Raw genomic sequence first — 22859 nt, forward strand, 5'->3', positions numbered from 1 at the left:
CTTTGGTGGAGCCCTGCGAACTGATCGATTCCGGGGCATGCTTCACTGGTCGGGCAGGATCGAAGGACCGTCATACGTTGAGAGAGAGGCCAACTGTGTCCGCTGCCAAGCCGAGCGCGACAATCCGGTACACCGCGATGCGCCTCAGTATCTTCGTCGGCTGCTTCGCCGTCGCCGCCGTGGCCGTGCAATTCGGCCTGCTGCCCTCCGGGACGAACGGCTCGAATCTCGTCTGGGTGATTCTGCTCGCCCTCGTCCTGTCCGCGCCGCTCAGCTACGTGCTGCTGCGCAAGCAGCGCGACGAGATGTCCGAGCAGATCGTGTCCACGGTCGACCGCGCCAAGGGGCGCCTTGAGGCGAACCGGACCCGCGAGGACCACGTCGCCCTCTGACCGCGGTGGCGGTGGCATGAGGGTTCTGTAGGGGCCGCGTAAGCTTCCTCACATCCGCATGGTTTCCGTTCGAAACCCCAGCACCGGAGCGTTCGCTCCTGTACTGGGGTTTTGTCGTTCCCGCAGAGGTTCGGGGCGCAGTGACGGCGCCGGTGGCGGGCGGTCGGGGTCAAAGAAGAGCTTTGAGGCTCTCAAAGTTCAAGTGTTAACGTGTTCGGCATGAAGACAGTAGTGCGCCATCGATCCACCGCGAGCGTCCCGCTCGTGGAGCGCCTGCATGTCGATCTCTGCCGCTGTATGTCCGCGGTCTGTTGCCGCAACGTCTGAACCGGCACCATGCAGCGGCGCCGCCCCTGACGCGGGCGCCGCACCCCCCGTCCCCCGCACAGCCGTCCCCGTGCGCCCCGATGCGTCACATCTGGAGTGTGTCCGTGTCCGCGAAGCCCGCGTCCACCGCTGCCGGCAGTCCGTCCGGCTCCGGTTTCCGTATACCCAAGGTCCCGTTCTGGGCCCAGATAGTCGCCGGTCTCGTCCTCGGTGTCGTACTCGGCTGGATCACGCGTACGTACGACATCGGCTGGCTCTACACCACGCTCGACAAGGTCGGCCACATCTTCGTCCAGCTGCTGAAGCTGGCCGTCGCGCCCCTCGTCTTCTTCGCGATCCTGGTGTCGATCACCAACCTGCGCAAGGTCAACAACGCCGCCCGGCTGGCCACCCGCACCCTGCTCTGGTTCATGATCACCTCGCTGATCGCGGTCGCCATCGGCCTCGCGATCGGCCTGATCACCAACCCGGGCTCCGGAACGGGCCTCACGCCGAAGGACGGCAAACTGCCGGAGCACGCGGGCTCCTGGCTCGACTTCCTGACCGGCATCATCCCGGACAACGTGATCACCCCGTTCACCGAGCTGAACGTGCTCCAGATCGTCTTCATGGCCGCCGTCGCCGGTATCGCCGCGCTCCAGCTCGGCGAGAAGGCCCAGCCGATCCTCACCCTCAGCGAGTCCGTCCTGGAGCTCCTCCAGAAGGCCCTGTGGTGGGTCATCCGCCTCGCCCCCATCGGCACCGTCGGCCTCATCGGCTACGCGATCGCCGACTACGGCTGGGACCTGATCGGCAAGTACGCGACGTTCACCGCCGACGTCTACATCGGCTGCGCCCTGGTGCTGTTCGGCGTGTACCCGCTGCTGCTCGTCACCGTCGCCAAGCTCAGCCCGGTGCAGTTCTTCAAGGGCGCCTGGCCGGCGATCCAGCTGGCCTTCGTCTCCCGCTCCTCGGTCGGCACCATGCCGGTCACCCAGAAGGTCACCGAGCGTCTCGGTGTCCCGAAGGAGTACGCCTCCTTCTCCGTCCCGTTCGGCGCCACCACCAAGATGGACGGCTGCGCCGCGATCTACCCGGCGCTGGCGGCGATCTTCATCGCGCAGATCTTCGACGTCCAGCTGGGTGTCGGTGACTACGTCCTGATCGCGTTCGTCTCGGTGATCGGCTCGGCGGCCACCGCCGGTCTCACCGGCGCGACGGTCATGCTGACCCTCACCCTGTCGACGCTGGGCCTCCCGCTGGAGGGCGTCGGCCTGCTCATGGCCATCGACCCGATCCTGGACATGATGCGCACGGCCACCAACGTGGCGGGCCAGGCGCTGGTCCCGGTGATCGTCGCGGCCCGCGAGAAGATCCTCGACCACGACGCGTACAACTCGGCCACGTCCTCCCCGGTCGACGGCGACGAGGTGCGCGCGAGCGAGCCGCAGAAGGTGGCGGTCGCCGCGTAACCGCGCACGCACGGCACGCGGCAGCGCCCCCGGTCCGCCTCACGGCAGGGCCGGGGGCGCCGCTGTGCCGTACGACGGGACGGGGGCGGGGACGCAGGCCCGCGCCGTACCCTTACCGGGGAGTGGCACACGGGGGTGGGAGGAAATCGACGTGGGTGCTGTGAAGAGCAAACGGATGCCGCGGGCCGTGCGCGAGCAGCAGATGATGGACGCCGCCGTGCAGACCTTCGGGCAGCGCGGCTACCGGGCCGCCTCGATGGACGAGATCGCCGAGCTGGCGGGGGTGTCCAAGCCGCTGGTGTATCTGTATCTCAACTCCAAGGAAGAGCTCTTCACCGCCTGCATCAGGCGGGAGGCGAAAGCGCTGGTCGAGGCGGTGCGGGCGGGGGCGGAGCCGGGGCTGCCGGCCGACCGGCAGCTGTGGTCCGGGCTGCGGGCGTTCTTCACGCACACGGCGGAGCACCCGGACGGCTGGGCGGTGCTGCACCGCCAGGCGCGTACGCACGGGGAGCCGTTCGCCGACGAGGTGACGGCGATGCGGGACGAGATCGTTGCTTTCGTGACGGAGCTGATCGGGGCCGCGGCGCGCGAGGCGCACCACGACCCGGCGCTTCCCGACCGCGATGTGTCGGGGCTCGCGCAGGCGCTCGTGGGGGCCGCGGAGTCGCTCGCCGGGTGGGCGAACGAGACCCCGGGTGTCTCGGCGAAGGAGGCCGCGGCCACCCTGATGAACTTCTCCTGGGCGGGGCTGGAGAACCTCATGAACGGCCGTCCCTGGCAGCCGCCGGGCCCGGCGCGTGGAGGATCCGGCCGGTGAGGTGGAGGCGGCCGGTGGAACGCAGCTGGAAGCCGGTGGCGTCCGCCGCGTAGGTGACGGTGGCGGGCAGCAGGATGGGGGCCCTGAAGTCGGCCCGTACGCCGTGGACTTCGTGCGGGTCCGGTGTCTCGGCCAGGCAGCGGGCGACGGTCCACATGCCGTGGGCGATGGCCCGGGGGAAGCCGAAGAGCCGGGCGGTGAGCGGATACAGGTGGATGGGGTTCCGGTCGCCCGAAGCGGCGCCGTACCGCCGGCCAAGATCGCCGGGCAACTGCCACTGGGCGAGGGCGGGAAGCTCCGCGAGTGGGGTCGTGTCCCTTGTGGCGGGGGCGGTGCCCGTCGCGGTGGCGGTGGTGTCGCGTGCGGTGGTGGCGTCCTGCGTGGCGTCGGTGGTGTTCCGTACGGCGGTGGCGGTGGTGTCCCGTGCGGTGGTGGCCGGGGCCGCAGGGGTGGTCGTGACCGTCGGGTGCCGGGAGAGGTAGCCGCTGCGGGACTCCCAGACCAGCTCGCCCGCCAGCCGCGCCTCGGTGACCATCGTGACTTCGGTGCCGCGCCGGTGGGGCGCCAACTCATCTGCGTACGCCGTGAGTTCGAGCAGGTCCGCAGGCCGCAGGGGGCGGTGCCGGTTGATCTCGATCCAGGTGTGGACGAGGCCGACGACCGGGAGCGGGAACCTCCGGGCGGTCATCAGCCGCATGGCGAGCGGGAAGCCCAGCACGTGTGGGTAGGTGAGCGGCAGGGTGTCCGGCTCGGCGAAGCCGCAGACCCGGCGGTACGAGGCGAGCGGCGCGGCGGCGATCGGCGCGGCCGGGAGCACGGCCCGGTCGGCGGGCAGGGCGGCCCCCGGGCGGCCGGCCCTCTTGAACGGGGACGTGACAGCTGCCCGTGCAAGTGACACGTTCAGATTCGGCATGGGTTCACATCCTCGGGGAGGTCGGGCCTCTTGCGTGGGGACGTGACAGTTGCCCGTGCAGGTGACACGTTCAGATTCGGCACGGTGTCACGCCCCCAGCAGGCTCTGGCCGCAGACCCGTACGACCTGGCCGTTGACGGCCGTCGAGGCGGGCTGGGCGAACCAGGCGGTGGTCTCGGCGACGTCGACCGGGAGGCCGCCCTGGGCGAGGGAGTTCATCCGGCGGCCCGCCTCCCGGATGAGGAGGGGAACGGCCGCGGTCATCTTCGTCTCGATGAAGCCGGGGGCCACCGCGTTGACCGTGACGTCGTGGTCGGCGGCGGCGCGCGGGGCCAGCGAGCGGACCAGCCCGATGATGCCCGCCTTGCTCGCCGCGTAGTTCGTCTGGCCGTTGTTGCCCGCGATGCCGGCGATGGACGCGGTGGCGACGATCCGGCCGCCGCGGTTGACGGTGCCCGCCTTCAGCAGGGCGTCGGTGGTGCGCAGCACGCTGTCGAGGTTCACGTCGACGACCGAGGCCCAGCGTTCGGCCGGCATGTTGGCGAGGCGGCGGTCGCGGGTGATGCCCGCGTTGTGGACGAGGACATCGAGGCCGTCGGGGGCTGCGGCGGCGATCCGTTCGGCGGCGTCGTCCGCGGTGATGTCCAGCGGCAGCGCGGTGGCGCCGAGCGCGTCGGCGGTCCGGGTCAGCTCGTCCCCGGTCCGAGGGACGTCGAGGCAGATCACCCGGGCACCGTCGCGGGCCAGCACGGAGGCGACCGAGGCGCCGATGCCGCGCGCCGCTCCGGTGACCAGGGCGGTGCGCCCGGCGAGCGGGGCCGTCCAGTCGGCGACCGGGCCCGGTACGGCGGCGGTCAGCTCGATCACCTGGCCGCTGATGTACGCGGAGCGGGGCGAGAGCAGGAAACGCAGGGTGGATTCGGCCGCGCCGACGGCTTCCGGCGCGATGCGGAGCAGTTGTACGGTGGCGCCCCTGCCGATCTCCTTGCCCAGCGAGCGTACGAACCCTTCCAACGCCTGCTGGGCGGCGGCCTGATGGTGGTCGTCGGCCGACGGGCGCACCCCCAGCACCACGACGCGCCCGCCCGGGGCGAGGGAACGGACCACCGGGTGCAGCGCCGCGTGGACCCCGGCCAGCTTGCCGGGGGTGTCGACGGCCGTCGCGTCCAGCACGATCCCGGCGGGGCGTTCGGCGCGCGCGGTGACTTCTGGACCGGTGGCGGCGAGGAGCGCGCCGAGTTCTCCGGTGGCCGTGGAGTCCCCGGTGGTGAGGTGCAGCAGCGGGCCGTCCAGCGTCGGGGTCTTCGCTGACCAGCGGCGCAGCGGGGCGGGCTGCGGGAGCCCGAGCCGCCGGGTCAGAAATCGGCCGGGTGCTGTGCCGGTGAAGTGCAGATAGCGGTCGGCCATTGTCCAGACTCCCTGCTCGGTCGTAGATTTACTCCGGAGTAAGGTTACTCAAGAGTCAGGAGCTGGTCGAGATGATCCCCCTCGAACTTCCGCAGCCCCGCAGGGTCGCGGTCATCGGCGGCAGCCGCGTTCCGTTCGCGCGCTCCGATGGCCCGTACGCGCACTCCTCCAACCAGCAGCTGCTCACCGCCGCGCTGGGCGGCCTGGTCGAGCGGTTCGGGCTCCAGGGGGAGCGGGTCGGCGAGTTCGTCGCGGGCGCCGTGCTCAAGCACAGCCGCGACTTCAACCTGGCCCGGGAGACCGTGCTCGGCTCGGCGCTCGACCCGAGCACCCCCGCGTACGACATCCAGCAGGCGTGCGGCACCGGGCTCCAGGCCGTCGTCGCCGCCGCGAACAAGATCATGCTCGGGGCGGTCGACTCGGCGATCGCGGGCGGTACCGACACCACGAGCGACGCGCCCCTGGGCGTCAACGACGAGCTGCGCAGGGTGCTGCTCGACGCCCGGCGGGCGAAGTCGGCGGGGGCCAGGATCAAGGCGCTCGCGGGCGTACGTCCCCGGCACCTGGTCCCGGACATGCCGCGCAACGCGGAACCCCGCACCGGCCTCTCGATGGGCGAGCACGCGGCGGTCACCGCCCGCCGGTGGGGCATCACCCGCGAGGACCAGGACCGCCTCGCGGCCACCAGCCATCAGCGGCTCGCGGCCGCGTACGAGCGCGGCTTCCTGGACGACCTAGTGGTCCCGTTCCAGGGCCTGACCCGTGACCAGAACCTCCGCCCCGGCTCCACGACGGCGAAACTCGCCACGCTCAAGCCGGTGTTCGGCACCGACCACCCCGACGCGACGATGACCGCGGGCAACTCCACCCCGCTCACCGACGGCGCCGCGACCGTACTGCTGGCGAGCGAGGAGTGGGCCCGCGCGCACGACCTGGAGCCGCTCGCCTACCTCTCCCTGTACGAGACGGCCGCCGTGGACTACGTGAACGGCGACGACGGGCTCCTGATGGCCCCGGCGTACGCCGTGCCGCGCATGCTGGAGCGCGCGGGGATCGGCATCGAGGACTTCGACCTGTTCGAGATCCACGAGGCCTTCGCCTCCCAGGTGCTGGCCACCCTCGCGGCCTGGGAGAAGCAGGGCCTGGCCCCGGTCGGCCGGGACCGGCTCAATGCCGCCGGATCCTCGCTCGCCACCGGCCATCCGTTCGCCGCCACCGGAGCCCGGATCGTCGCCACCCTCGCCAAGCTCCTGGCGGAGCGCGACGGCCCGTCCCGGGGCCTGATCTCGATCTGCGCGGCGGGCGGCCAGGGCGTCACAGCCATCCTCGAACGCCCCTGACGCCCCTGACGCCCCTGACGCCCCTGCCACCCCTGACATCTCTGACACCCATCGCACCCCTCACACCCCTCACGCCTCTGGCGTCCGCCACGCCTCTGACGCCTCACACGCACCGGCCGCCGGACGGACCCGGCGAGATCACCCGACCCCACGTTGAGGAGCCGCACGTGTCCACGCCACCCACCGCCTCCGCCTCCGCCCCCGCCGTCCCCGTCCCCGTACTCGTCGAGCCGACGAAAGTCAGGGCCGCCGACGGCTCGGTGCGACAGGTCTCCGTACCGCCCGCCGCGCCGCCCGTCCGCCGCGGCTCGCTCGCCGAGATCCCGTTCGACAACGCCCGCGAGGCCCCCGCCGACGCCGTGCTCAGCCGCAAGCAGCCGGACGGCGGCTGGCGGGACGTGAGCGCGGCGGACTTCGCCGCCGAGGTGCTCGCCGTCGCCAAGGGGCTCATCGCGGAGGGCCTCGGTGCCGGCGACCGGATCGCGATCATGGCCCGTACCACCTACGAGTGGACCCTGCTCGACTTCGCGGCCTGGGCCGCCGGGCTCGTCACCGTCCCCATCTACCCGACCTCCTCCGCCTTCCAGGCTCGCTGGATACTCCAGGACTCCGGCGCCGTCGCGTGCGCCGTCGAGGCCGCGGATCAGAGCCGGCTGATCAGCCAGGAACGCAAACAGCTCGGCGATCTCGCCCATCTGTGGCAGCTCGACACGGGCGCGCTCGGCCGGCTGAAGACCCTCGGCCGGGACGTCCCCGACGACACCGTCGCCGCCCGCCGCGCCACGCTGGAACCGGAGAGCCCCGCCACCCTCATCTACACCTCCGGCACCACCGGCCGCCCCAAGGGCTGTGTGCTCAGCCACGGAAACTTCTTCGCCGAGGTCGACAACGCGATCGAGCTGCTCCACCCGGTCTTCAAATCGGTCAGCAGGGAACCCGCCTCCACCCTGCTCTTCCTCCCGCTCTCCCATGTCTTCGGGCGGATGGTCGCGATCGGCTGCCTGCGCGCCCGGGTCCGCCTCGGCCACGCCCCGTCGATCCGGACCGAGGACCTGCTCGCCGATCTGGCGGGGTTCGAGCCGACGTTCCTGCTGGCCATCCCGTACGTGCTGGAGAAGGTCTACAACACCGGCCGCGCCACCGCCGAGAAGATGGGCCGCGCCTCGTCCTTCGACCGCGCCGCGCGGATCGCCCAGCGGTACGGGGAGGCCGTCGAGGCCGCCGAACACGGCACCGGCCCCGGTCCGGGGCTGGGCCTGCGGGCCGCCCGCGCGCTGTACGACCCGCTGGTCTACCGCCGGATCCGGGCCGCGCTCGGCGGCCATGTCCGGTACGCGATCTGCGGCGGCTCCCCGCTGGGCCACCGGCTCGCGGCGTTCTACGCGGGCGCGGGCATCGAGATCTTCGAGGGCTACGGCCTCACCGAGACCACCGCCGCCGCCACCGTCACCCCGCCGCTCAAGCCGCGCCTGGGCACCGTCGGCTGGCCGCTGCCCGGCACCGCCGTGCGGATCGCGGACGACGGCGAGGTGCTGCTCGGCGGCGGCCAGGTGTGCCAGGGCTACTGGGACGCCGAACGGGGCCGGCCGGTACCCGTGCAGGAGGGCGGCTGGTTCGCCACCGGGGACCTGGGTGCGCTCGACGAGGACGGCTACCTCACGATCACCGGCCGTAAGAAGGACATCATCATCACCTCCGGCGGCAAGAACGTCACCCCGGCGCCCCTGGAGGACTGGCTGCGCGCCCACCCCCTGGTCAGCCAGTGCATGGTGGTCGGCGACAACCGCTCCTTCATCACCGCCCTGATCACCCTGGAGCCGGACGGGCTCGCCCACTGGCGGCAGATGAAGAAGAAGCAGAACGTGCCGATGCGGGAACTCGTCGACGACGAGGAACTGCGCACGGCACTGCAACGCGCGGTCGACGAGGCCAACCGACTGGTCTCCCGCGCGGAGTCGATCCGTAAATTCGCCGTCCTGCCCGTGGACTTCACCGAGGAGAGCGGCCATCTGACGCCCTCGCTGAAGCTGAAGCGGGACGCGGTCGCGCGGGACTTCGAGGCGGAGATCGAGGCGCTGTACCGGAAGTGAGCGACGCCGGCCGCGGCACCGTGTCGCCGAGGCGGCCCGTTCCGTGTCGCGGCCGGATCTCCTCGGCTGTCCCGCGCGCCCGTCACGCGGTCCGCGGGCGGGCAAAGGCGGCAGGTACGGACCGGCCGGTTCCCGCTGCGACGCGATCGGCCGCGAATCTGCGGTTGTTGATGGTCTGTTCACGGTAGCCGGCCGGGAGGTCGGGCAGGGCGAGGAGGCGATCGCAGGAAGCCAGCGATGCGTGCGCGTCACCGGTCCAGTAGGAGGTGATGGAGTGCTCGAAGAGCAGGCCCCAGCTGTAGACCCAGGGTTCCACGAACAGCCAGTCCTGGGGCGCGGGGCGGTTGAGGCCGGCGAAGGCGAAGGCATGGGCGGCTTGATAGCGCCCCTTCCTCCTCAGCCGGGAGACCAGCTCGTAGCAGGCCTCCAACCGCTGCGGCCGGCTTTCCCACGCATGGGTGAGAGCGTCCAGGGCGCCGGGCCAGTCGCCACTGTCGGCCTTGAGCACCCCCACTTGGAGCAGGGCGTAGTACACCTCCTCGTCCCATCCGCCCATGCCGGACCGGCGTTCGTACGCCGCGATCGAGTCCTGGGTTTCACCCATGTCGCGGAGGGTCTGCGCGAGGTAGAAGACGGTGCGGGGATTGTTCGGATCGCGCTTGAGGTCCTCGCGCAGCAGACGGACGTCCCGGGTGAACTTGTCCCCGCGTGAGCCGCCGTCGGCGAAGTGCTCGATGCTGAGAACCTGGAGATCGGCGACGGTGTGCTGCTGGTCGGTGGCCAGGTATTCGTGGGTCGCGCCCTCGTACCGCCACGGGACGTCGCCCTTCACCAGCCGGGGGATGCGGTATTCGAGGGCACCCAGATGGCGCAGCATGTAGGAATCGGCCCTCAGTTCGGAAAGAGCGGACAGTTCTTCCTCTCGCCGGACGGCCATGTCGGCGTCGATGAGGAGGAGATAGTCGGCCTTTCCGCGTGCGCGCTGGATATTCAAGGTGCGGTTGTGGCCGAAGTTGGTCCAGGAATCCTCGTGGAGTTCCCCCGGAATCCCCTTGAGCGTGGCGCGGATCAGCTCCTGGGTGCCGTCACGGGAGCCGGTGTCGGAGATGACCCAGGTATCCACCAGGTCGCGTACGGAGTTCAGGCATCGCTCGATGACCTTCGCCTCGTCCTTGACGATCATGCACAGACAGATCGACGGCTTGCCGGGCGGGGTGGCCGGCTGCTTTTCGGTAGGGCGGTCGATCAGATTTTTCACTTGGATCTACCAATCATGTGTTTATGGACGAACGCCCCACGCGGATCGGTGCGGCGTACGAGCCTGGCTGTTGCGGCCACCGGAGGAGAGTGATGCCGATGCGCCGGAAACAGGTGACCGCGTCGCGACGCAGAATCCTCGGAGGCGCACAGACGGCCCGGCCGAAATGACCAATAGGGTCAATTAGACTGAAAACAGGGACAGATGGCTGTGTCCGCCTCACCCGCAAGGGGTGTTGTCTGTACTCGGACGGTAGATTCGAGCGTGGCGCATATGCCAACCAATCGCCGCGTATGTCAAATTCACGGCTCCAATCCACGCAGAATCGGTAAGGAACCCTGATGTACAAATCGAGAAGTTGGGACATTCTGTCTCGCTCGACTCTGGGCGCCATGTCGCTGGGTATGACTCTGGCGCTCTGCCCCATGAACATCGCTCACGCGGCGCCGAACCCCACGGGTACGCAGGCGGCCAACCGAGTGATGGCCGGCCGGGTGCTGGCAAGCGTGTCCGGGACGGTCATCTCCAACACCTCACAGAACATCCGCAGCGGTCCCACCACCCAGTCGGCGATCGTCGGCAGCGTGCCATCCGGCGGCCATGTATCCATCGCCTGCCAGGTGGTTGGTCAGAACGTCGGTGGCAACAACCTCTGGTACCTGCTGTCCAACGGCAGTGGCTGGATGAGCGCCCGTTACATCTCGACACAAACCGCCGTGCCGTTCTGTGACGACTACCCGGGAACGGGCCCCACCGGTCCGACGGGTCCCACTGGTCCGACTGGCCCCACGGGTGCGACGGGTCCCACCGGTCCGACGGGTGCGACGGGTCTGCACGGTGCGACGGGTGCGACGGGTGCGACGGGTGCCACGGGTGCCACGGGTGCCACGGGTCCGGCTGGTGTCGATGGCGTTGATGGTGCGACGGGTCCGACGGGTCCGACGGGTCCGACGGGTCCGACGGGTGCGACTGGTCTGCAGGGTGCCACGGGTCCGGCTGGTGTCGACGGTGTTGATGGTGCGACGGGTCCGACGGGTCCGACGGGCGCCACCGGTCTGCAGGGTGCTACGGGCGCGACGGGTGTGACGGGTCCGACGGGTGCGACTGGTCTGCAGGGTGCCACGGGTCCGGCTGGTGTCGATGGCGTTGATGGTGCGACGGGTCCGACGGGTCCGACTGGCGCTACTGGTCTGCAGGGTGCCACGGGTCCGGCTGGTGTCGATGGCGTTGATGGTGCGACGGGTCCGACGGGTCCGACGGGCGCCACCGGTCTGCAGGGTGCTACGGGCGCGACGGGTGTGACGGGTCCGACGGGTGCGACTGGTCTGCAGGGTGCCACGGGTCCGGCTGGTGTCGATGGCGTTGATGGTGCGACGGGTCCGACGGGTCCGACTGGCGCTACTGGTCTGCAGGGTGCCACGGGTCCGGCTGGTGTCGATGGCGTTGATGGTGCGACGGGTCCGACGGGTCCGACGGGCGCCACCGGTCTGCAGGGTGCCACCGGTGCGGCTGGTGCCGATGGCGAGACGGGCCCCGCGGGTCCGACGGGTGCCACTGGTGCGGCTGGTGCCAACGGTGTTGATGGGGCTACGGGGGCCACCGGCCCGACTGGTCCGACGGGTGCTACCGGTGCGACCGGGCCTGTCGGCCCGTCCCAGACTGCTACCAGCACCGCCACGCTCATCCCCGCCGGGGGCAGCATCCAGGACATCACGGCTACCTGCCCTGCCGGCACCGTGGTGACCGGGGGAGGCGCCGTGAACCAGCTGCAGAACGACGACATCCACTGGACCGCGAGCGCTCCGGACACCACGACCAACAGCTGGCACGTCTCCGCCTACAACAGTGGCGCCACCCCGCAGACCGTTCAGTCGTACGCGGTCTGCATTCCCGCCACTCCGTGATCTGACAGGTTCTGAGGGGGACGGAAAGGAACCCGCTCAGAGTTCGGGGCAGCCCTCGATTGCTGCCACAGCAGAGAAGGTCTTCTGCTGTGGCAGCTTCGTTTTGTGTTCGTCGAGACGGGCGGCCGGAGCCCGAGGCGATCACGAGGCGGCTGGAAGACTATGTGCAATCCCTGCTCGAACGGTTCGACTGGCAGATCTGTCGTCGGCGTTCCCCCGCGGAGCGGAACGTTACTGCTCAAGCGGTCCGGCGAAAATGCCGGACGGCGCCCTTCGGCGCTGCCGCTCCGGCGGTCCGTAGAACGTCAACACGGCGCATACGCAGGGCATTCAGCGCTTTCCCGGGTTGTTGTTTCGGATGATCCGAAAGGAGGCGCCCACCGGATCCCGCGCGCCTGCAACAAGCCCCCGGCGTACACCCGAGAAGCCTCGCACGCAAGGTAAAAAGCGGCGCGTGCCGAAGCAAAGACACGGTCATGGCTGTATAGATATACGAGTCTTCGCAAGAGAGCAGTTTCTTGCGTCCCGTGTGGACGGAACGCTGCTGCTGCTGCTGCCTCTTTCGGTGGGCGAGTCCGCGCACGGTGTTCCCGCACCCGCGGCATCAGTGGATCCAGGGCCCGACGTCGACGGAGCCCGCGGCGCCCGGGACGACATCGCTCAACACCCGTTCATCCATTGGTCAAGGAGAGACGCTGTGAGTTACGGAACTGCACTGAGGGACGAAGTCCGGTCCCCGGGGACGACTCCGCTCATCGGTATTTACGACATGTACTCGGCCTCCGTCGTGGCCCGCCACTACGACGGATTCTTCGTGTCCGGCTTCGGCTTCGCCGCCTCCCACTACGGGCTGCCCGACATCGGCTTCATCGCCTGGCCGGACATGGTGGCCTTCGTGGAGCGGCTGCGGCTGGCCTTCCCCTCCCACCACCTGCTGGTGGACATCGACGACGGGTACGTCGACCCCGAGGTGGCCTGCCACGTGGTGCAGCGACTGGAGCGGATCGGCGCCTCCGGCGTCATCCTGGAGGACCAGAAGCGCCCGCGCAGGTGCGGCCATGCGGACGGCAAGCAGGTGCTGCCGCTGGACGAGTACCTGGAGAAGCTCAACCTCGTACTGGAGAGCAGGCGGGACCTGGTGGTCGTGGCCCGCACGGACGCCACGGAGGAGTCCGACATCCTGCGCCGCGCGGAGGCGCTGGCCGAGACGGACGCCGATGTCGTCCTGGTGGACGGGGTGCGCAGCGTCGAGTGGATCAAGCGGATCCGGAAGGTGGTCGGCGACAAGCCGCTGCTCTTCAACCAGATCGCGGGCGGCAAGTCGCCCAGGCTCTCGCTCTCCGAACTGACCGACCTGGATTGCCAGGTGGCCATCTACAGCACCCCCTGCCTCTTCGCCGCCCACGCGGCCATCGACAGCGCGCTGACCGACCTCAAGCGCTCCGACGGGCGGCTTCCCGAGTTCGTGGCCTCCGAGGGCATCGGGGTGCAGCGCTCGACGGAGTTGCTGGAGAAGAACATCAGCAGGCACCACTCCGCCGGTGAGTCCGTGACCGTCTGAACCGGACGTCGAGCCGGGTGCGGTCGGCCCGGCCGGTCACCGAACCTCCGGATGCCGGGCTCCGACAGTGTGTCACCGCGCACCGTCGGGGCTCCAGTGTCATGTGCACCACAGGCAGGAAGGAAGAGCAGGGACATGGGATTCACCTCGCCGAAGACGCGTGTGGTCCTGGCGATCGCCCTCGGGGCGCTCTGCCAGGGCCAGTTGGCCGCCGGGGCGGCCTGGGCCGACGCCCCCGACGGCGGTATGGAGACGCACCACGGTCCGTCCCTGATCACCATCGACAACTCCAACGCCGACTCCTGGCTGGAGGTGGACCGGACGCTCAATGTGCTGGGCCCCCTGAGCAAGGGCACGGCGGGCAGCGACCACGACGGCGGCGGGGGCGCCATCGACCAGAATGTGTCGGCTTCGCAGGGCGTGGGCGTCCAGGCCGCGCCGGACGAGAGCGAGGGCGAGGAGGAAGAGGGCGGGGCGGCTCCGGGGATTGGGCCGACCCCCGAGAGCGCGGCGACCGGCGGGGACGACGACGAGGGCGACGCCGACAGTGAGGCCGGCGAAACGGCCCGGCGGCACGGCCACCGGGCCGTCGGGCACTGATCCGCAGGCCGCACCCGCCGCGCCCCGGCCCTGACCCCCCGCTCCGGAGGCCGCGCTCCGGAAACCGCGCCGGGTGCGCCGTGCGAGGCCGGGCCCGGGAGGTGGCCGATGAGGTCCGGGCGGACCCGGTCGCCGCGCGGCGCTGCGAGGGCACGGCGGACGCGGGCACGGCCCCGTCCGCCGAGGTGGGCGTCGCCACGACATCGGACGGGGCGGACATCGACCGACAGACCGACTTGGCCGGGCGTGCGTTCCTGATGCCGGGAGTGGCCGAGGGCGAGGACTCGGCCATGTCGCTGCTCCACCACTTCGAGCACGAGCCGCTGCGGGGCAACCGGATCACGCTGCTCTCGCGTGACGGCGGGCTCCTGCGGCCGCGCCGGACCGGGGAGTGCGACGGCGTGAACTTCTACGACGGGAGCAAGGCACCGACCCGGGTGGTGATCGAGGGCGAGTTCCTGTTCCGGGACGCCGACGGCGGGTCCCCGGCCCCCGTAACCCCTCCTTCCTCGCCCCTTGCCTGATGAGGCGGCAGGCATCACGATGGCCCCCGCGCCCGTCAAGTGACGGTGTGTCAGATTCCTTCGGGGAGGAGGCCGTTCGGTGCCGATATCGACCGCCGGGCCGCTGTCGTACGGGATGCAGCTGCCTATCCAGTCGCAGAGCACCATCTATGCCGAGGGGTGGGAGGCGGCGGCCGGTCCGGCCGATCTCGCCGAGATCGCCCGGACCGCCGACCGCACCGGCTTCGCCTACCTGGCGAGCTGTGACCATGTCGCGATCCCGCGGCGGCTCGCCGGGGTCATGGGCACCGTCTGGTACGACCCGGTCGCCACCCTCGCCCACCTGGCCGGGATCACCGAGCGGGTGCTGCTGATGAGCCATGTCGCGGTGGTCGGGCTGCGGCATCCGCTGGTCACCGCCAAGCAGTACGCCACCCTCGACCACCTCAGCGGCGGCCGGCTGATCCTCGGGGTCGGCGCCGGGCACGTGGCGGAGGAGTTCGAGGCGCTCGGGGCGGACTTCGACGGGCGGGGCGGGGTGCTCGACGAGACCATCGACGCGCTGAAGGCGGCGCTCGGCCCCCAGGAGTACCCGGAGTTCGCGGGGGAGCGGTTCTCCTTCTCCGGGCTCGGGCAGCTGCCGCGTCCGGCCCAGGAGCGGGTGCCGGTCTGGGTGGGCGGCTCCTCGCCGGCCGCGGTGCGGCGGGCCGCCGTACGGGGTGACGGCTGGCTGCCGCAGGGCGATCCGCGGGAGAAGCTGCCCGCGCAGATCGCCCGGCTGAAGGAGCTGCGGGAGGCGGCCGGGGTCGAGGAGCCCATCGTCATCGGCGCGATCACCGAGCCGCTGTACGTCGGTGAGCCGGACTGGTCCGTCGGGCGGCGCACCCTGACCGGAAAGCCGGAGGCCCTCGCCGAGTCGCTGCGCGCGTACGGGGCCATGGGCGTCCACCAGATCCAGGTGCGGTTCCGCAGCCGGAGCCGTAGCGAACTGACCGACCAGATGGCGTCGTTCGCCGCCGAGGTCGCACCCCATCTCGACAGGTAGTCGCTCTCCATCGCGACAGGCAGTCGCATCCCCTCTCGACAGGTAGGAGTCAGGCCATGGGCAAGCTGGACGGGCGGACCGTACTCATCAGCGGCGCGGCGCGCGGGCAGGGCGAACAGGAGGCGCGGCTCTTCGCCGCGGAGGGCGCGCGGGTGGTGATCGCCGATGTGCTCGACGAGCAGGGCGAGGCGCTGGCCGAGGAGCTGCGGGGCGAGCTGGGGAAGGACGCCGCCCGCTTCGTCCATCTGGACGTGAGCCGGGAGGAGGACTGGCAGAGCGCGGTGGCCGCCGCGAAGGACGCCTTCGGGACGATCGACGGGCTGGTCAACAACGCGGGGATCCTCCGGTTCAACGAACTGGTGAGCACGCCACTGGAGGAGTTCCAGCAGGTGGTGCAGGTCAATCAGGTGGGCGCGTTCCTCGGGATCAAGAACGTCGCGCCCGAGATCGGGGCCGCGGGCGGCGGGACCATCGTCAACACCGCCTCGTACACCGGGCTGACCGGCATGGCGTTCGTGGGCGCCTACGCCGCCACCAAGCACGCGGTGCTCGGCCTGACCCGGGTGGCGGCGGTGGAGCTGGCCGGGAAGGGGATACGGGTCAACGCCGTCTGCCCCGGCGCCGTGGACACCGCGATGACCAACCCGGCGGCGCTGGACCCGGCCGCGGACCCGGAGGAGTCCAGGGCCGCGGTGGCCGAGCTGTACCGGAAGCTGGTGCCGCTGGGGCGGATCGGGCAGCCGGAAGAGGTGGCGGCGCTGGCGCTCTTCCTGACCTCGGAGGACTCCTCGTACATCACCGGACAGCCGTTCGTCATCGACGGGGGATGGCTGGCGGGCGTCAGCCTGTTCTGACCTTAGCTGACGATGCGTCAGCTATTGACGGGTAACGATGCCGGTGGAACAGTCGGACGCATCAAGATCTGACGGAGCGTCAGAAACGATTGAGGACGGTGAACCCCCTTGGAATTCGGGCTCTTTGTACAGGGGTATGTGCCCGCCGCACGGGCCAAGGTCGACCCCGAGGCGGAGCACAAGGCGCTGATCGAGGAGACCGAGTACGTCATCCAGGCGGACAAGTCCGGCTTCAAGTACGCCTGGGCCTCCGAGCACCACTTCCTGGAGGAGTACTCGCACATCTCGGCCAACGACGTGTACCTGGGATACCTGGCGCACGCCACCGACCGCATCCACCTCGGGTCCGGCATCTTCAACCCGCTGGCCCCGGTCAACCACCCGGTGAAGGTGGCCGAGAAGGTCGCCATGCTCGACCACCTGTCGGAGGGGCGCTTCGAGTTCGGCTCGGGGCGCGGGGCCGGCAGCCACGAGATCCTCGGGTTCATGCCGGGCATCACCGACATGAACCACACCAAGGAACTCTGGGAGGAGACCATCGCCGAGTTCCCCAAGATGTGGCTCCAGGACGAGTACGTCGGCTTCCAGGGCAAGCACTGGTCGCTGCCGCCGCGCAAGATCCTGCCCAAGCCGTACGGGAAGTCGCACCCGGCGATGTGGTACGCGGCCGGCTCGCCGTCCTCGTACGCGATGGCGGGGAAGAAGGGGCTCGGCGTGCTGGGCTTCAGCGTGCAGAAGGTCTCCGACATGGAGTGGGTCGTCGAGTCCTACAAGACCGCCGTCAAGGACGCCGAACCCGTCGGGGACTTCGTCAACGACAACGTCATGGTCACCTCCACGGCCATCTGCGCCGAGACGCACGCCAAGGCCGTCGAGATCGCGGTGGGCGGCGGGCTGAACTACCTCCAGTCGCTGCTCTTCCGCTACCACGACACCTTCCCCCGGCCCGACGGCATCCCGGAGTGGCCCGAGCTGCTCCCGGAGTACACCGAGGAGATCATCGAGCTGCTGATCGCCGAGGAGCTGATGATCTGCGGCGACCCGGACGAGGTGCTGGCGCAGTGCAAGCGGTGGGAGCAGGCGGGGGCGGACCAGCTGAGCTTCGGGCTGCCGATCGGGGTGAGCCGTCAGGACACGCTGAACTCGATCCGGCTGATCGGTGAGCACGTGATTCCGAAGATCGACACGGACCCGGTGCACCGGACCTCCCGGTTCCGCGACGCGGCGTAGAAGGGGCTTGACTCCGCCCCGGTCGGACCAGCGGCGTCTTCCCGGACCGCCGCTCCGTGGGGCCGGGGTGCGTACCGCGGCCGTGCGCACCCCGGCTGCACATCCACCCACCACAGAAGGGACCCCGTCATGCTCGACCACCTCATCCGCGGAGCGACCGTCGTGGACGGCACCGGCGGGCCCTCGTTCCCCGCCGACCTCGGCATCCGCGACGGCCGCATCGCCGTCGTCGCCGAACCGGGCACGCTCACCGAGGAGGCCGTCACCACCGAGGACGCCACCGGTCTGGTCCTCGCGCCCGGGTTCGTCGACCCGCACACCCACTACGACGCCCAGCTCTTCTGGGACCCGTACGCCACCCCGTCCATGAACCACGGGGTCACCACCGTCGCCGGGGGCAACTGCGGGTTCACGCTCGCCCCGCTGCACCCCGGCCGCCCGGAGGACGCCGACTACACCCGCCGCATGATGTCGCGGGTGGAGGGCATGGCCCTCAAGGCGCTGGAGGAGGGCGTGGACTGGACGTGGTCCAGCTTCCGCGAGTACCTCGACGCCCTCGAAGGGCGGATCGCCGTCAACGCGGGGTTCATGGTCGGGCACTGCGCCCTGCGCAGGCATGTCATGGGCGCCGACGCGATCGGCGGACAGCCCACCCCCGAGCAGCTCGACGCCATGCTCGCGTTGTTCCACGACGCGATGGACGCCGGGGCCTGGGGGCTGTCCACCACCCAGTCCGCCACCCATTCCGACGGCGACGGGCAGCCCGTCGCCTCCCGGCACGCGCTGCCGGAGGAGCTGCTGGCCCTCTCCCGGGCCGTCGGCGAGCACGAGGGCACCCAGCTCGAAGCGATCGTGGCCGGCTGTCTCGACCAGTTCGCCGACGAGGAGATCGAGCTGCTCGTCGACATGACCGCCACCGCCGGACGCCCGCTGAACTGGAACGTCCTGACCATCGACGCCGCCGTCCCCGAACGCGTACCGCGCCAGCTCGTGCCCAGCGAACGGGCCCGCCGGGCCGGTGGCCGGATCGTCGCGCTGACCATGCCGATCCTCACCCCGATGAACATGTCGCTCGGCACTTTCTGCGCCCTCAACCTCATACCCGGCTGGGGCGACATCCTCGCCCTCCCCGTCCTCGAGCGCATCGAACGGCTCCGCGACGCCGCCACCCGCGCCGAGCTGCTCCGCCGCGCCGACAGCAAGGAGGCCGGCGTCTTCCGCCGCCTCGCCGACTTCGGCCGGTACGTCATCGGCGACACCTACAGCGCGGCCAACGAAGGACTGACCGGCTGTGTCGTGCGCGACATCGCCGCCGAGCGCGGCCTGGACCCCTTCCACTGCCTGATCGAGATCTGCGCCGCCGACGAGCTGCGCACGGTGCTGTGGCCGATGCCCACCGACAACGACCCCGGCTCCTGGGCGCTGCGCCGCGAGACCTGGGAGCACGAGGACGTCATGCTCGGCGGCTCCGACGCCGGCGCGCACCTGGACCGGATGTGCGGTGCCCCGTACACCACCCGGTTCATCGGGGACTGCCTGCGCGGACGCAGGCTCGTCACCCTGGAGCGGGCGGTGAAGATGCTCACCGACGACCCCGCCCGGCTCTTCGGCCTCCGCGAGCGGGGCCGGATCGAGGAGGGCTTCCACGCCGACCTCGTCCTCTTCGACCCGGAACGCATCGACGCCGGGCCCGCCACCCTCGTCCACGACCTGCCCGGCGACAGCCCCCGGCTCGACTCCAGGGCCATCGGCATCGTCTCGGTCCGGGTCAACGGGGTGGAGACGCTGCGCGACGACAAGGTGACCGGCGCGGTCCCCGGCACGGTGCTCCGTTCCGGCCGCGACACCCGGACGGTGAGCACCGTATGAACGGAGACCGGAAACTGCTGATCGGCGGCCGGTGGACCGAACCCGACCACGGCCACTTCGACGTGATCGACCCGGCCACCGAGGAGGTGGTCGGCCGTGCCCCGGAGGCGAGCCGCGAGCAGGTGTACGCGGCGGCGGCCGCGGCCCGGGAGGCCTTCGCCACATGGTCCCGGACCCGCCCCGAGGAGCGGGCCGAGATCCTGGACCGGGCGGCCGGTCTGATGCTGCGCGACCTCGACGGCAACGCCGCGCTCGCCCGTGCGGAGAGCGGCGCCACCACGGGGACGGCCCGGGGCATGCAGGTCGCCGTGGGCGCCTCCCGCTTCCGCCGGTACGCCAGGGGCGCCCTGGAGCCGGTCGAGGAGGCGATCACGCCGCAGATCAACGAGGCCGGGCCGATGGGGCGGGCGGGGGTCTTCGGGGCGCTGGCCGCCCGCAGGCCGGTCGGTGTCGTCACCTGCATCACCTCGTACAACAACCCCTGGGCCAACCCGGCCGGCAAGGTGGCGCCCGCGCTGGCCATGGGGAACACGGTCGTCGTGAAGCCCGCCCCGCAGGACCCGCTCTCCGTCTACCGGATGGCCGAGGCGCTCGAAGCGGCGGGCGTTCCGCCGGGCGTCGTCAATGTCGTCACCGGGTCGGGCCCGGAGGCGGGCGAGGCCGCCGTCGACTCACCGGACGTCGACATGGTCAGCTTCACCGGCTCCACGGGGGTCGGGCAGCGGATCGCGGAGGTGTGCGGGCGTGGGATGAAGCGGCAGCTGATGGAGCTGGGCGGGAAGGGCGCCGCCCTCGTCCTCGACGACGCGGACCTCGACTCCGCGACGGCGGGCATCGGCACCACGTTCTCCTTCTACAGCGGTCAGATCTGTACGGCCCCGACCCGGGTCCTGGTCCAGCGCGATGTCCATGACGCGCTGATCGAGAGGCTCGCCGCCTACGCCGGTCTTCTGAAGGTGGGTGACCCGGCGGCCAGGGGCACGGTGGTCGGCCCGGTTATCTCGGCCGCCCACCGCGACCGCGTCGAGTCGTACATCGAGCTGGGCCGGAAGGAGGGGGCGAGGGTGGTCACCGGCGGCGAACGCCCGGCCGGGCCGGAGCGCGGTTTCTATGTCGCCCCGACCCTGCTCGCCGACTGCACCAACGAGATGCGTGTCGTCCGCGAGGAGATCTTCGGTCCGGTCGTCGTGGTCGTCCCCTTCGACGACGAGGAGGAGGGCATCGCGCTCGCCAACGACAGCGACTACGGGCTGATCGACTACGTCTGGTCCTCGGACGTGGCCCGTGCCTTCAGGGCGGCCCGGCGGCTGCGGGCCGGCGGGGTCGGTGTGAACACCGTCGGGCGGAACATGGAGGCCCCGTTCGGCGGGTTCAAGAAGAGCGGTGTCGGGCGCGATGTCGGCTCGTACGCCCTGCACGCGTACAGCGAACTCCAGTCGATCGTCTGGCCCGGCTGAACCGGCAGGCGACCGTGGGTGTCCGCTGGGCGGACACCCACGGGAAAATTTGAATGCCCCCAAAACGGGCAGTGCTGCGATTCCCGTACGCTGCTGCGACCGAGGCTCGACCTCGTATCGGAAGGCAATAGTCGCAGTCGGCCTTCAATTAACGCCCCTGTTTCCGTATTGTTGCCTGGAATTCAAGGATGAGACGGTGGAGTCTCGCCTTCCGGATGTGGAAATCGCAGCGTTTATCGTCCTTTTCATGACTCAGCTGGACGTGCGGCCGCAGGCCGGAGACACGGTGAGGGGCACCGCCCCGGCCGACGGCGGCGTACGTGGCAAGGGCCTCGGCGGGAACTCCGTCGGCCTGATGGGCAGCGCCGTCATCGGCATCTCCACCGTCGCCCCGGTCTACTGCCTCACCTCCACCCTCGGCTCCACGGCGGGAGAGGTCGGCGTGCAGATGCCCGCCGTCTTCCTGGCCGGCTTCCTGCCGATGCTGCTCGTCGCCTTCGCGTACCGCGAGCTCAACAAGGCCATGCCGGACTGCGGCACCTCGTTCACCTGGACGGTCAAGGCATTCGGTCCGCGCATCGGCTGGATGTGCGGCTGGGGCCTGGTCATCGCGACGATCATCGTCCTGTCGAACCTGGCCGGCGTCGCCACCTCGTACTTCTGGCTGCTGGCCGGTGAGATCACCGGCAACGACTCGATCGCCGCCCTGGACGACAACAAACCCGTCCACATCCTCACCTGCCTCGCCCTGATCGCGGTCGCCACGGCGATCAGCTACCGGGGGATGACGGCCACCAAGGGCATCCAGTACGCGCTGGTGGGCCTCCAGCTGGTGGTCCTCGCGCTGTTCGTGGCGATGGCCGTGCAGAAGTCGCGGAGCGGGGAGTTCGCCTCGTCGCTGGACTTCTCCTGGTCCTGGCTGAACCCGTTCGCCGTGCAGTCGTTCGCCGCGTTCACCGCCGGTCTGTCGCTGTCGATCTTCATGTTCTGGGGCTGGGACGCCTGTCTGACCGCCAACGAGGAGACCACCGGCAGCGCGAAAACCCCCGGCCGGGCCGCTCTCATCGCGATGGTCGTGCTCGTCGGCTCCTACCTGGCGACCGGTGTCGCCGCCCAGATGGCCGTCGGCTCCGGCACCACCGGGCTCGGCCTCGCCAACCCCGGCACCTCCGACAACGTCTTCGCCGCGCTCGCCGGCCCGGTCATGGGCCCCGGCCTCGGCATCCTGCTCTTCGTCGCGGTGCTCGCCTCGGCCGCCGCGAGCCTTCAGACCACCTTCATCCCGGTGGCCCGCACGGTGCTCGCGATGTCCACGTACGAGGCCCTGCCCGCCTCGTACTCCCGGGTCCACCCGCGGTTCCGGACCCCGGGCCGGGCCACGGTCACCGCGGGCGTCGCGACCGGCGTCTTCTACACGGTGATGACCCTGGTCAGCGAGCACGTCCTGGTGGACACGATCTACGCGCTCGGCCTCATGATCTGCTTCTACTACGCGCTGACGGCGTTCGCCTGCGCCTGGTTCTTCCGCGCCGACCTGACCCGCTCCTTCCGCGACCTGGTCTTCAAGGGCCTGTTCCCGGGCGTCGGCGGCATCCTGCTCACCGCGGTCTTCGGCAAGACCCTCTACGACATGTGGGATCCGGTCTACGGCTCCGGCTCCTCGGTCTTCGGGGTCGGCTCGGTGTTCGTGATCGGCGTCGGGCTGCTGCTGCTCGGCGTGGTGCTGATGCTGGTCATGCAGCGCCGCAGCCCGGCGTTCTTCCGCGGCGAGGTACTGACCAAGGAGACCCCGGCGCTGGTCGTGGAGGACTAGGGGACCCTGTCCGGCCTTGGGGCCCTGC

The 22859-nt window shown here is 70.5% G+C and carries 18 protein-coding genes and 1 pseudogene; 16 read left to right on the forward strand and 3 right to left on the reverse strand.

Features of this window, described 5'->3' with window-relative positions:
- The first annotated feature begins 137 nt into the window (after nucleotides 1-137).
- The 3 genes from ABZ622_RS15990 (at nucleotide 138) to ABZ622_RS16000 (ending at nucleotide 2987) form a co-directional block, all read left to right on the forward strand.
- Entirely contained in the window at nucleotides 138-392 is a 255-nt protein-coding gene (locus ABZ622_RS15990; protein ID WP_360543437.1) for a DUF4229 domain-containing protein, read from the forward strand.
- A gap of 407 nt (nucleotides 393-799) precedes the next feature.
- On the forward strand, nucleotides 800-2170 hold the full coding sequence (locus ABZ622_RS15995) for a dicarboxylate/amino acid:cation symporter (RefSeq protein WP_360543439.1): 1371 nt from the start codon (nucleotides 800-802) through the stop codon (nucleotides 2168-2170).
- Nucleotides 2171-2345: 175 nt separating this feature from the next.
- Entirely contained in the window at nucleotides 2346-2987 is a 642-nt protein-coding gene (locus ABZ622_RS16000) for a TetR/AcrR family transcriptional regulator (protein WP_259930164.1), read from the forward strand.
- Here ABZ622_RS16000 and ABZ622_RS16005 read toward each other — a convergent pair.
- Both ABZ622_RS16005 and ABZ622_RS16010 read right to left on the reverse strand, forming a co-directional pair.
- Entirely contained in the window at nucleotides 2929-3900 is a 972-nt protein-coding gene (locus ABZ622_RS16005; protein WP_360543441.1) for a MaoC/PaaZ C-terminal domain-containing protein, read from the reverse strand. The genes ABZ622_RS16000 and ABZ622_RS16005 overlap by 59 nt on opposite strands.
- An 87-nt stretch (nucleotides 3901-3987) precedes the next feature.
- Entirely contained in the window at nucleotides 3988-5307 is a 1320-nt protein-coding gene (locus ABZ622_RS16010) for a 3-oxoacyl-ACP reductase (RefSeq protein ID WP_360543443.1), read from the reverse strand.
- A 71-nt stretch (nucleotides 5308-5378) separates the two neighbouring features.
- On the opposite strand from ABZ622_RS16010, the gene ABZ622_RS16015 reads away from it, so the two are divergent.
- Both ABZ622_RS16015 and ABZ622_RS16020 read left to right on the forward strand, forming a co-directional pair.
- Complete coding sequence (locus ABZ622_RS16015; RefSeq protein ID WP_360543445.1) at nucleotides 5379-6647, forward strand: acetyl-CoA C-acetyltransferase; 1269 nt, start codon at nucleotides 5379-5381, stop codon at nucleotides 6645-6647.
- Nucleotides 6648-6814: 167 nt separating this feature from the next.
- Nucleotides 6815-8737: an AMP-dependent synthetase/ligase gene (locus ABZ622_RS16020; protein ID WP_360543447.1), complete on the forward strand. Its 1923-nt coding sequence runs from the start codon at nucleotides 6815-6817 to the stop codon at nucleotides 8735-8737.
- Between the two features lie 82 nt (nucleotides 8738-8819).
- On the opposite strand, the gene ABZ622_RS16025 is transcribed toward ABZ622_RS16020, so the two are convergent.
- Complete coding sequence (locus tag ABZ622_RS16025) at nucleotides 8820-9995, reverse strand: glycosyltransferase (protein ID WP_360543449.1); 1176 nt, start codon at nucleotides 9993-9995, stop codon at nucleotides 8820-8822.
- Nucleotides 9996-10477: 482 nt separating this feature from the next.
- On the opposite strand from ABZ622_RS16025, the pseudogene ABZ622_RS16030 reads away from it, so the two are divergent.
- From ABZ622_RS16030 to ABZ622_RS16080, 11 genes and pseudogenes are all read left to right on the forward strand, one after another.
- Nucleotides 10478-10687: pseudogene (locus tag ABZ622_RS16030) on the forward strand (SH3 domain-containing protein); the annotation flags it as partial.
- Between the two features lie 1065 nt (nucleotides 10688-11752).
- Nucleotides 11753-11899 (forward strand): hypothetical protein, encoded by a 147-nt coding sequence (locus ABZ622_RS16035; RefSeq protein WP_360543650.1) that lies wholly within the window; start codon nucleotides 11753-11755, stop codon nucleotides 11897-11899.
- A 697-nt stretch (nucleotides 11900-12596) separates the two neighbouring features.
- Nucleotides 12597-13460: an isocitrate lyase/PEP mutase family protein gene (locus ABZ622_RS16040; protein WP_360543451.1), complete on the forward strand. Its 864-nt coding sequence runs from the start codon at nucleotides 12597-12599 to the stop codon at nucleotides 13458-13460.
- Between the two features lie 135 nt (nucleotides 13461-13595).
- On the forward strand, nucleotides 13596-14060 hold the full coding sequence (locus ABZ622_RS16045; protein ID WP_360543453.1) for a hypothetical protein: 465 nt from the start codon (nucleotides 13596-13598) through the stop codon (nucleotides 14058-14060).
- A gap of 101 nt (nucleotides 14061-14161) precedes the next feature.
- The gene (locus ABZ622_RS16050; RefSeq protein ID WP_360543455.1) at nucleotides 14162-14584 is read left to right on the forward strand and encodes a hypothetical protein; all 423 of its coding nucleotides are present in this window, start codon (nucleotides 14162-14164) and stop codon (nucleotides 14582-14584) included.
- 79 nt (nucleotides 14585-14663) lie between these two features.
- Nucleotides 14664-15608, forward strand: coding sequence for an LLM class F420-dependent oxidoreductase (locus ABZ622_RS16055; RefSeq protein WP_360543457.1), 945 nt, complete (start codon nucleotides 14664-14666; stop codon nucleotides 15606-15608).
- A gap of 56 nt (nucleotides 15609-15664) precedes the next feature.
- Entirely contained in the window at nucleotides 15665-16462 is a 798-nt protein-coding gene (locus ABZ622_RS16060; RefSeq protein WP_360543459.1) for an SDR family NAD(P)-dependent oxidoreductase, read from the forward strand.
- Between the two features lie 108 nt (nucleotides 16463-16570).
- Complete coding sequence (locus ABZ622_RS16065; protein WP_360543461.1) at nucleotides 16571-17692, forward strand: LLM class flavin-dependent oxidoreductase; 1122 nt, start codon at nucleotides 16571-16573, stop codon at nucleotides 17690-17692.
- Nucleotides 17693-17821: 129 nt separating this feature from the next.
- Nucleotides 17822-19561, forward strand: coding sequence for a D-aminoacylase (locus ABZ622_RS16070; RefSeq protein WP_360543463.1), 1740 nt, complete (start codon nucleotides 17822-17824; stop codon nucleotides 19559-19561).
- Nucleotides 19558-21018, forward strand: a complete 1461-nt coding sequence (locus ABZ622_RS16075) for an aldehyde dehydrogenase family protein (RefSeq protein ID WP_360543465.1) — start codon at nucleotides 19558-19560, stop codon at nucleotides 21016-21018. Before ABZ622_RS16070 ends, ABZ622_RS16075 begins: the two co-directional genes overlap by 4 nt.
- A gap of 247 nt (nucleotides 21019-21265) precedes the next feature.
- Entirely contained in the window at nucleotides 21266-22831 is a 1566-nt protein-coding gene (locus ABZ622_RS16080; protein WP_360543467.1) for an APC family permease, read from the forward strand.
- The last annotated feature ends 28 nt before the right edge of the window (nucleotides 22832-22859 follow it).

Origin of the sequence: Streptomyces sp. NPDC007164, from assembly GCF_040634135.1 — a bacterium.
GTDB lineage: Bacteria > Actinomycetota > Actinomycetes > Streptomycetales > Streptomycetaceae > Streptomyces > Streptomyces sanglieri.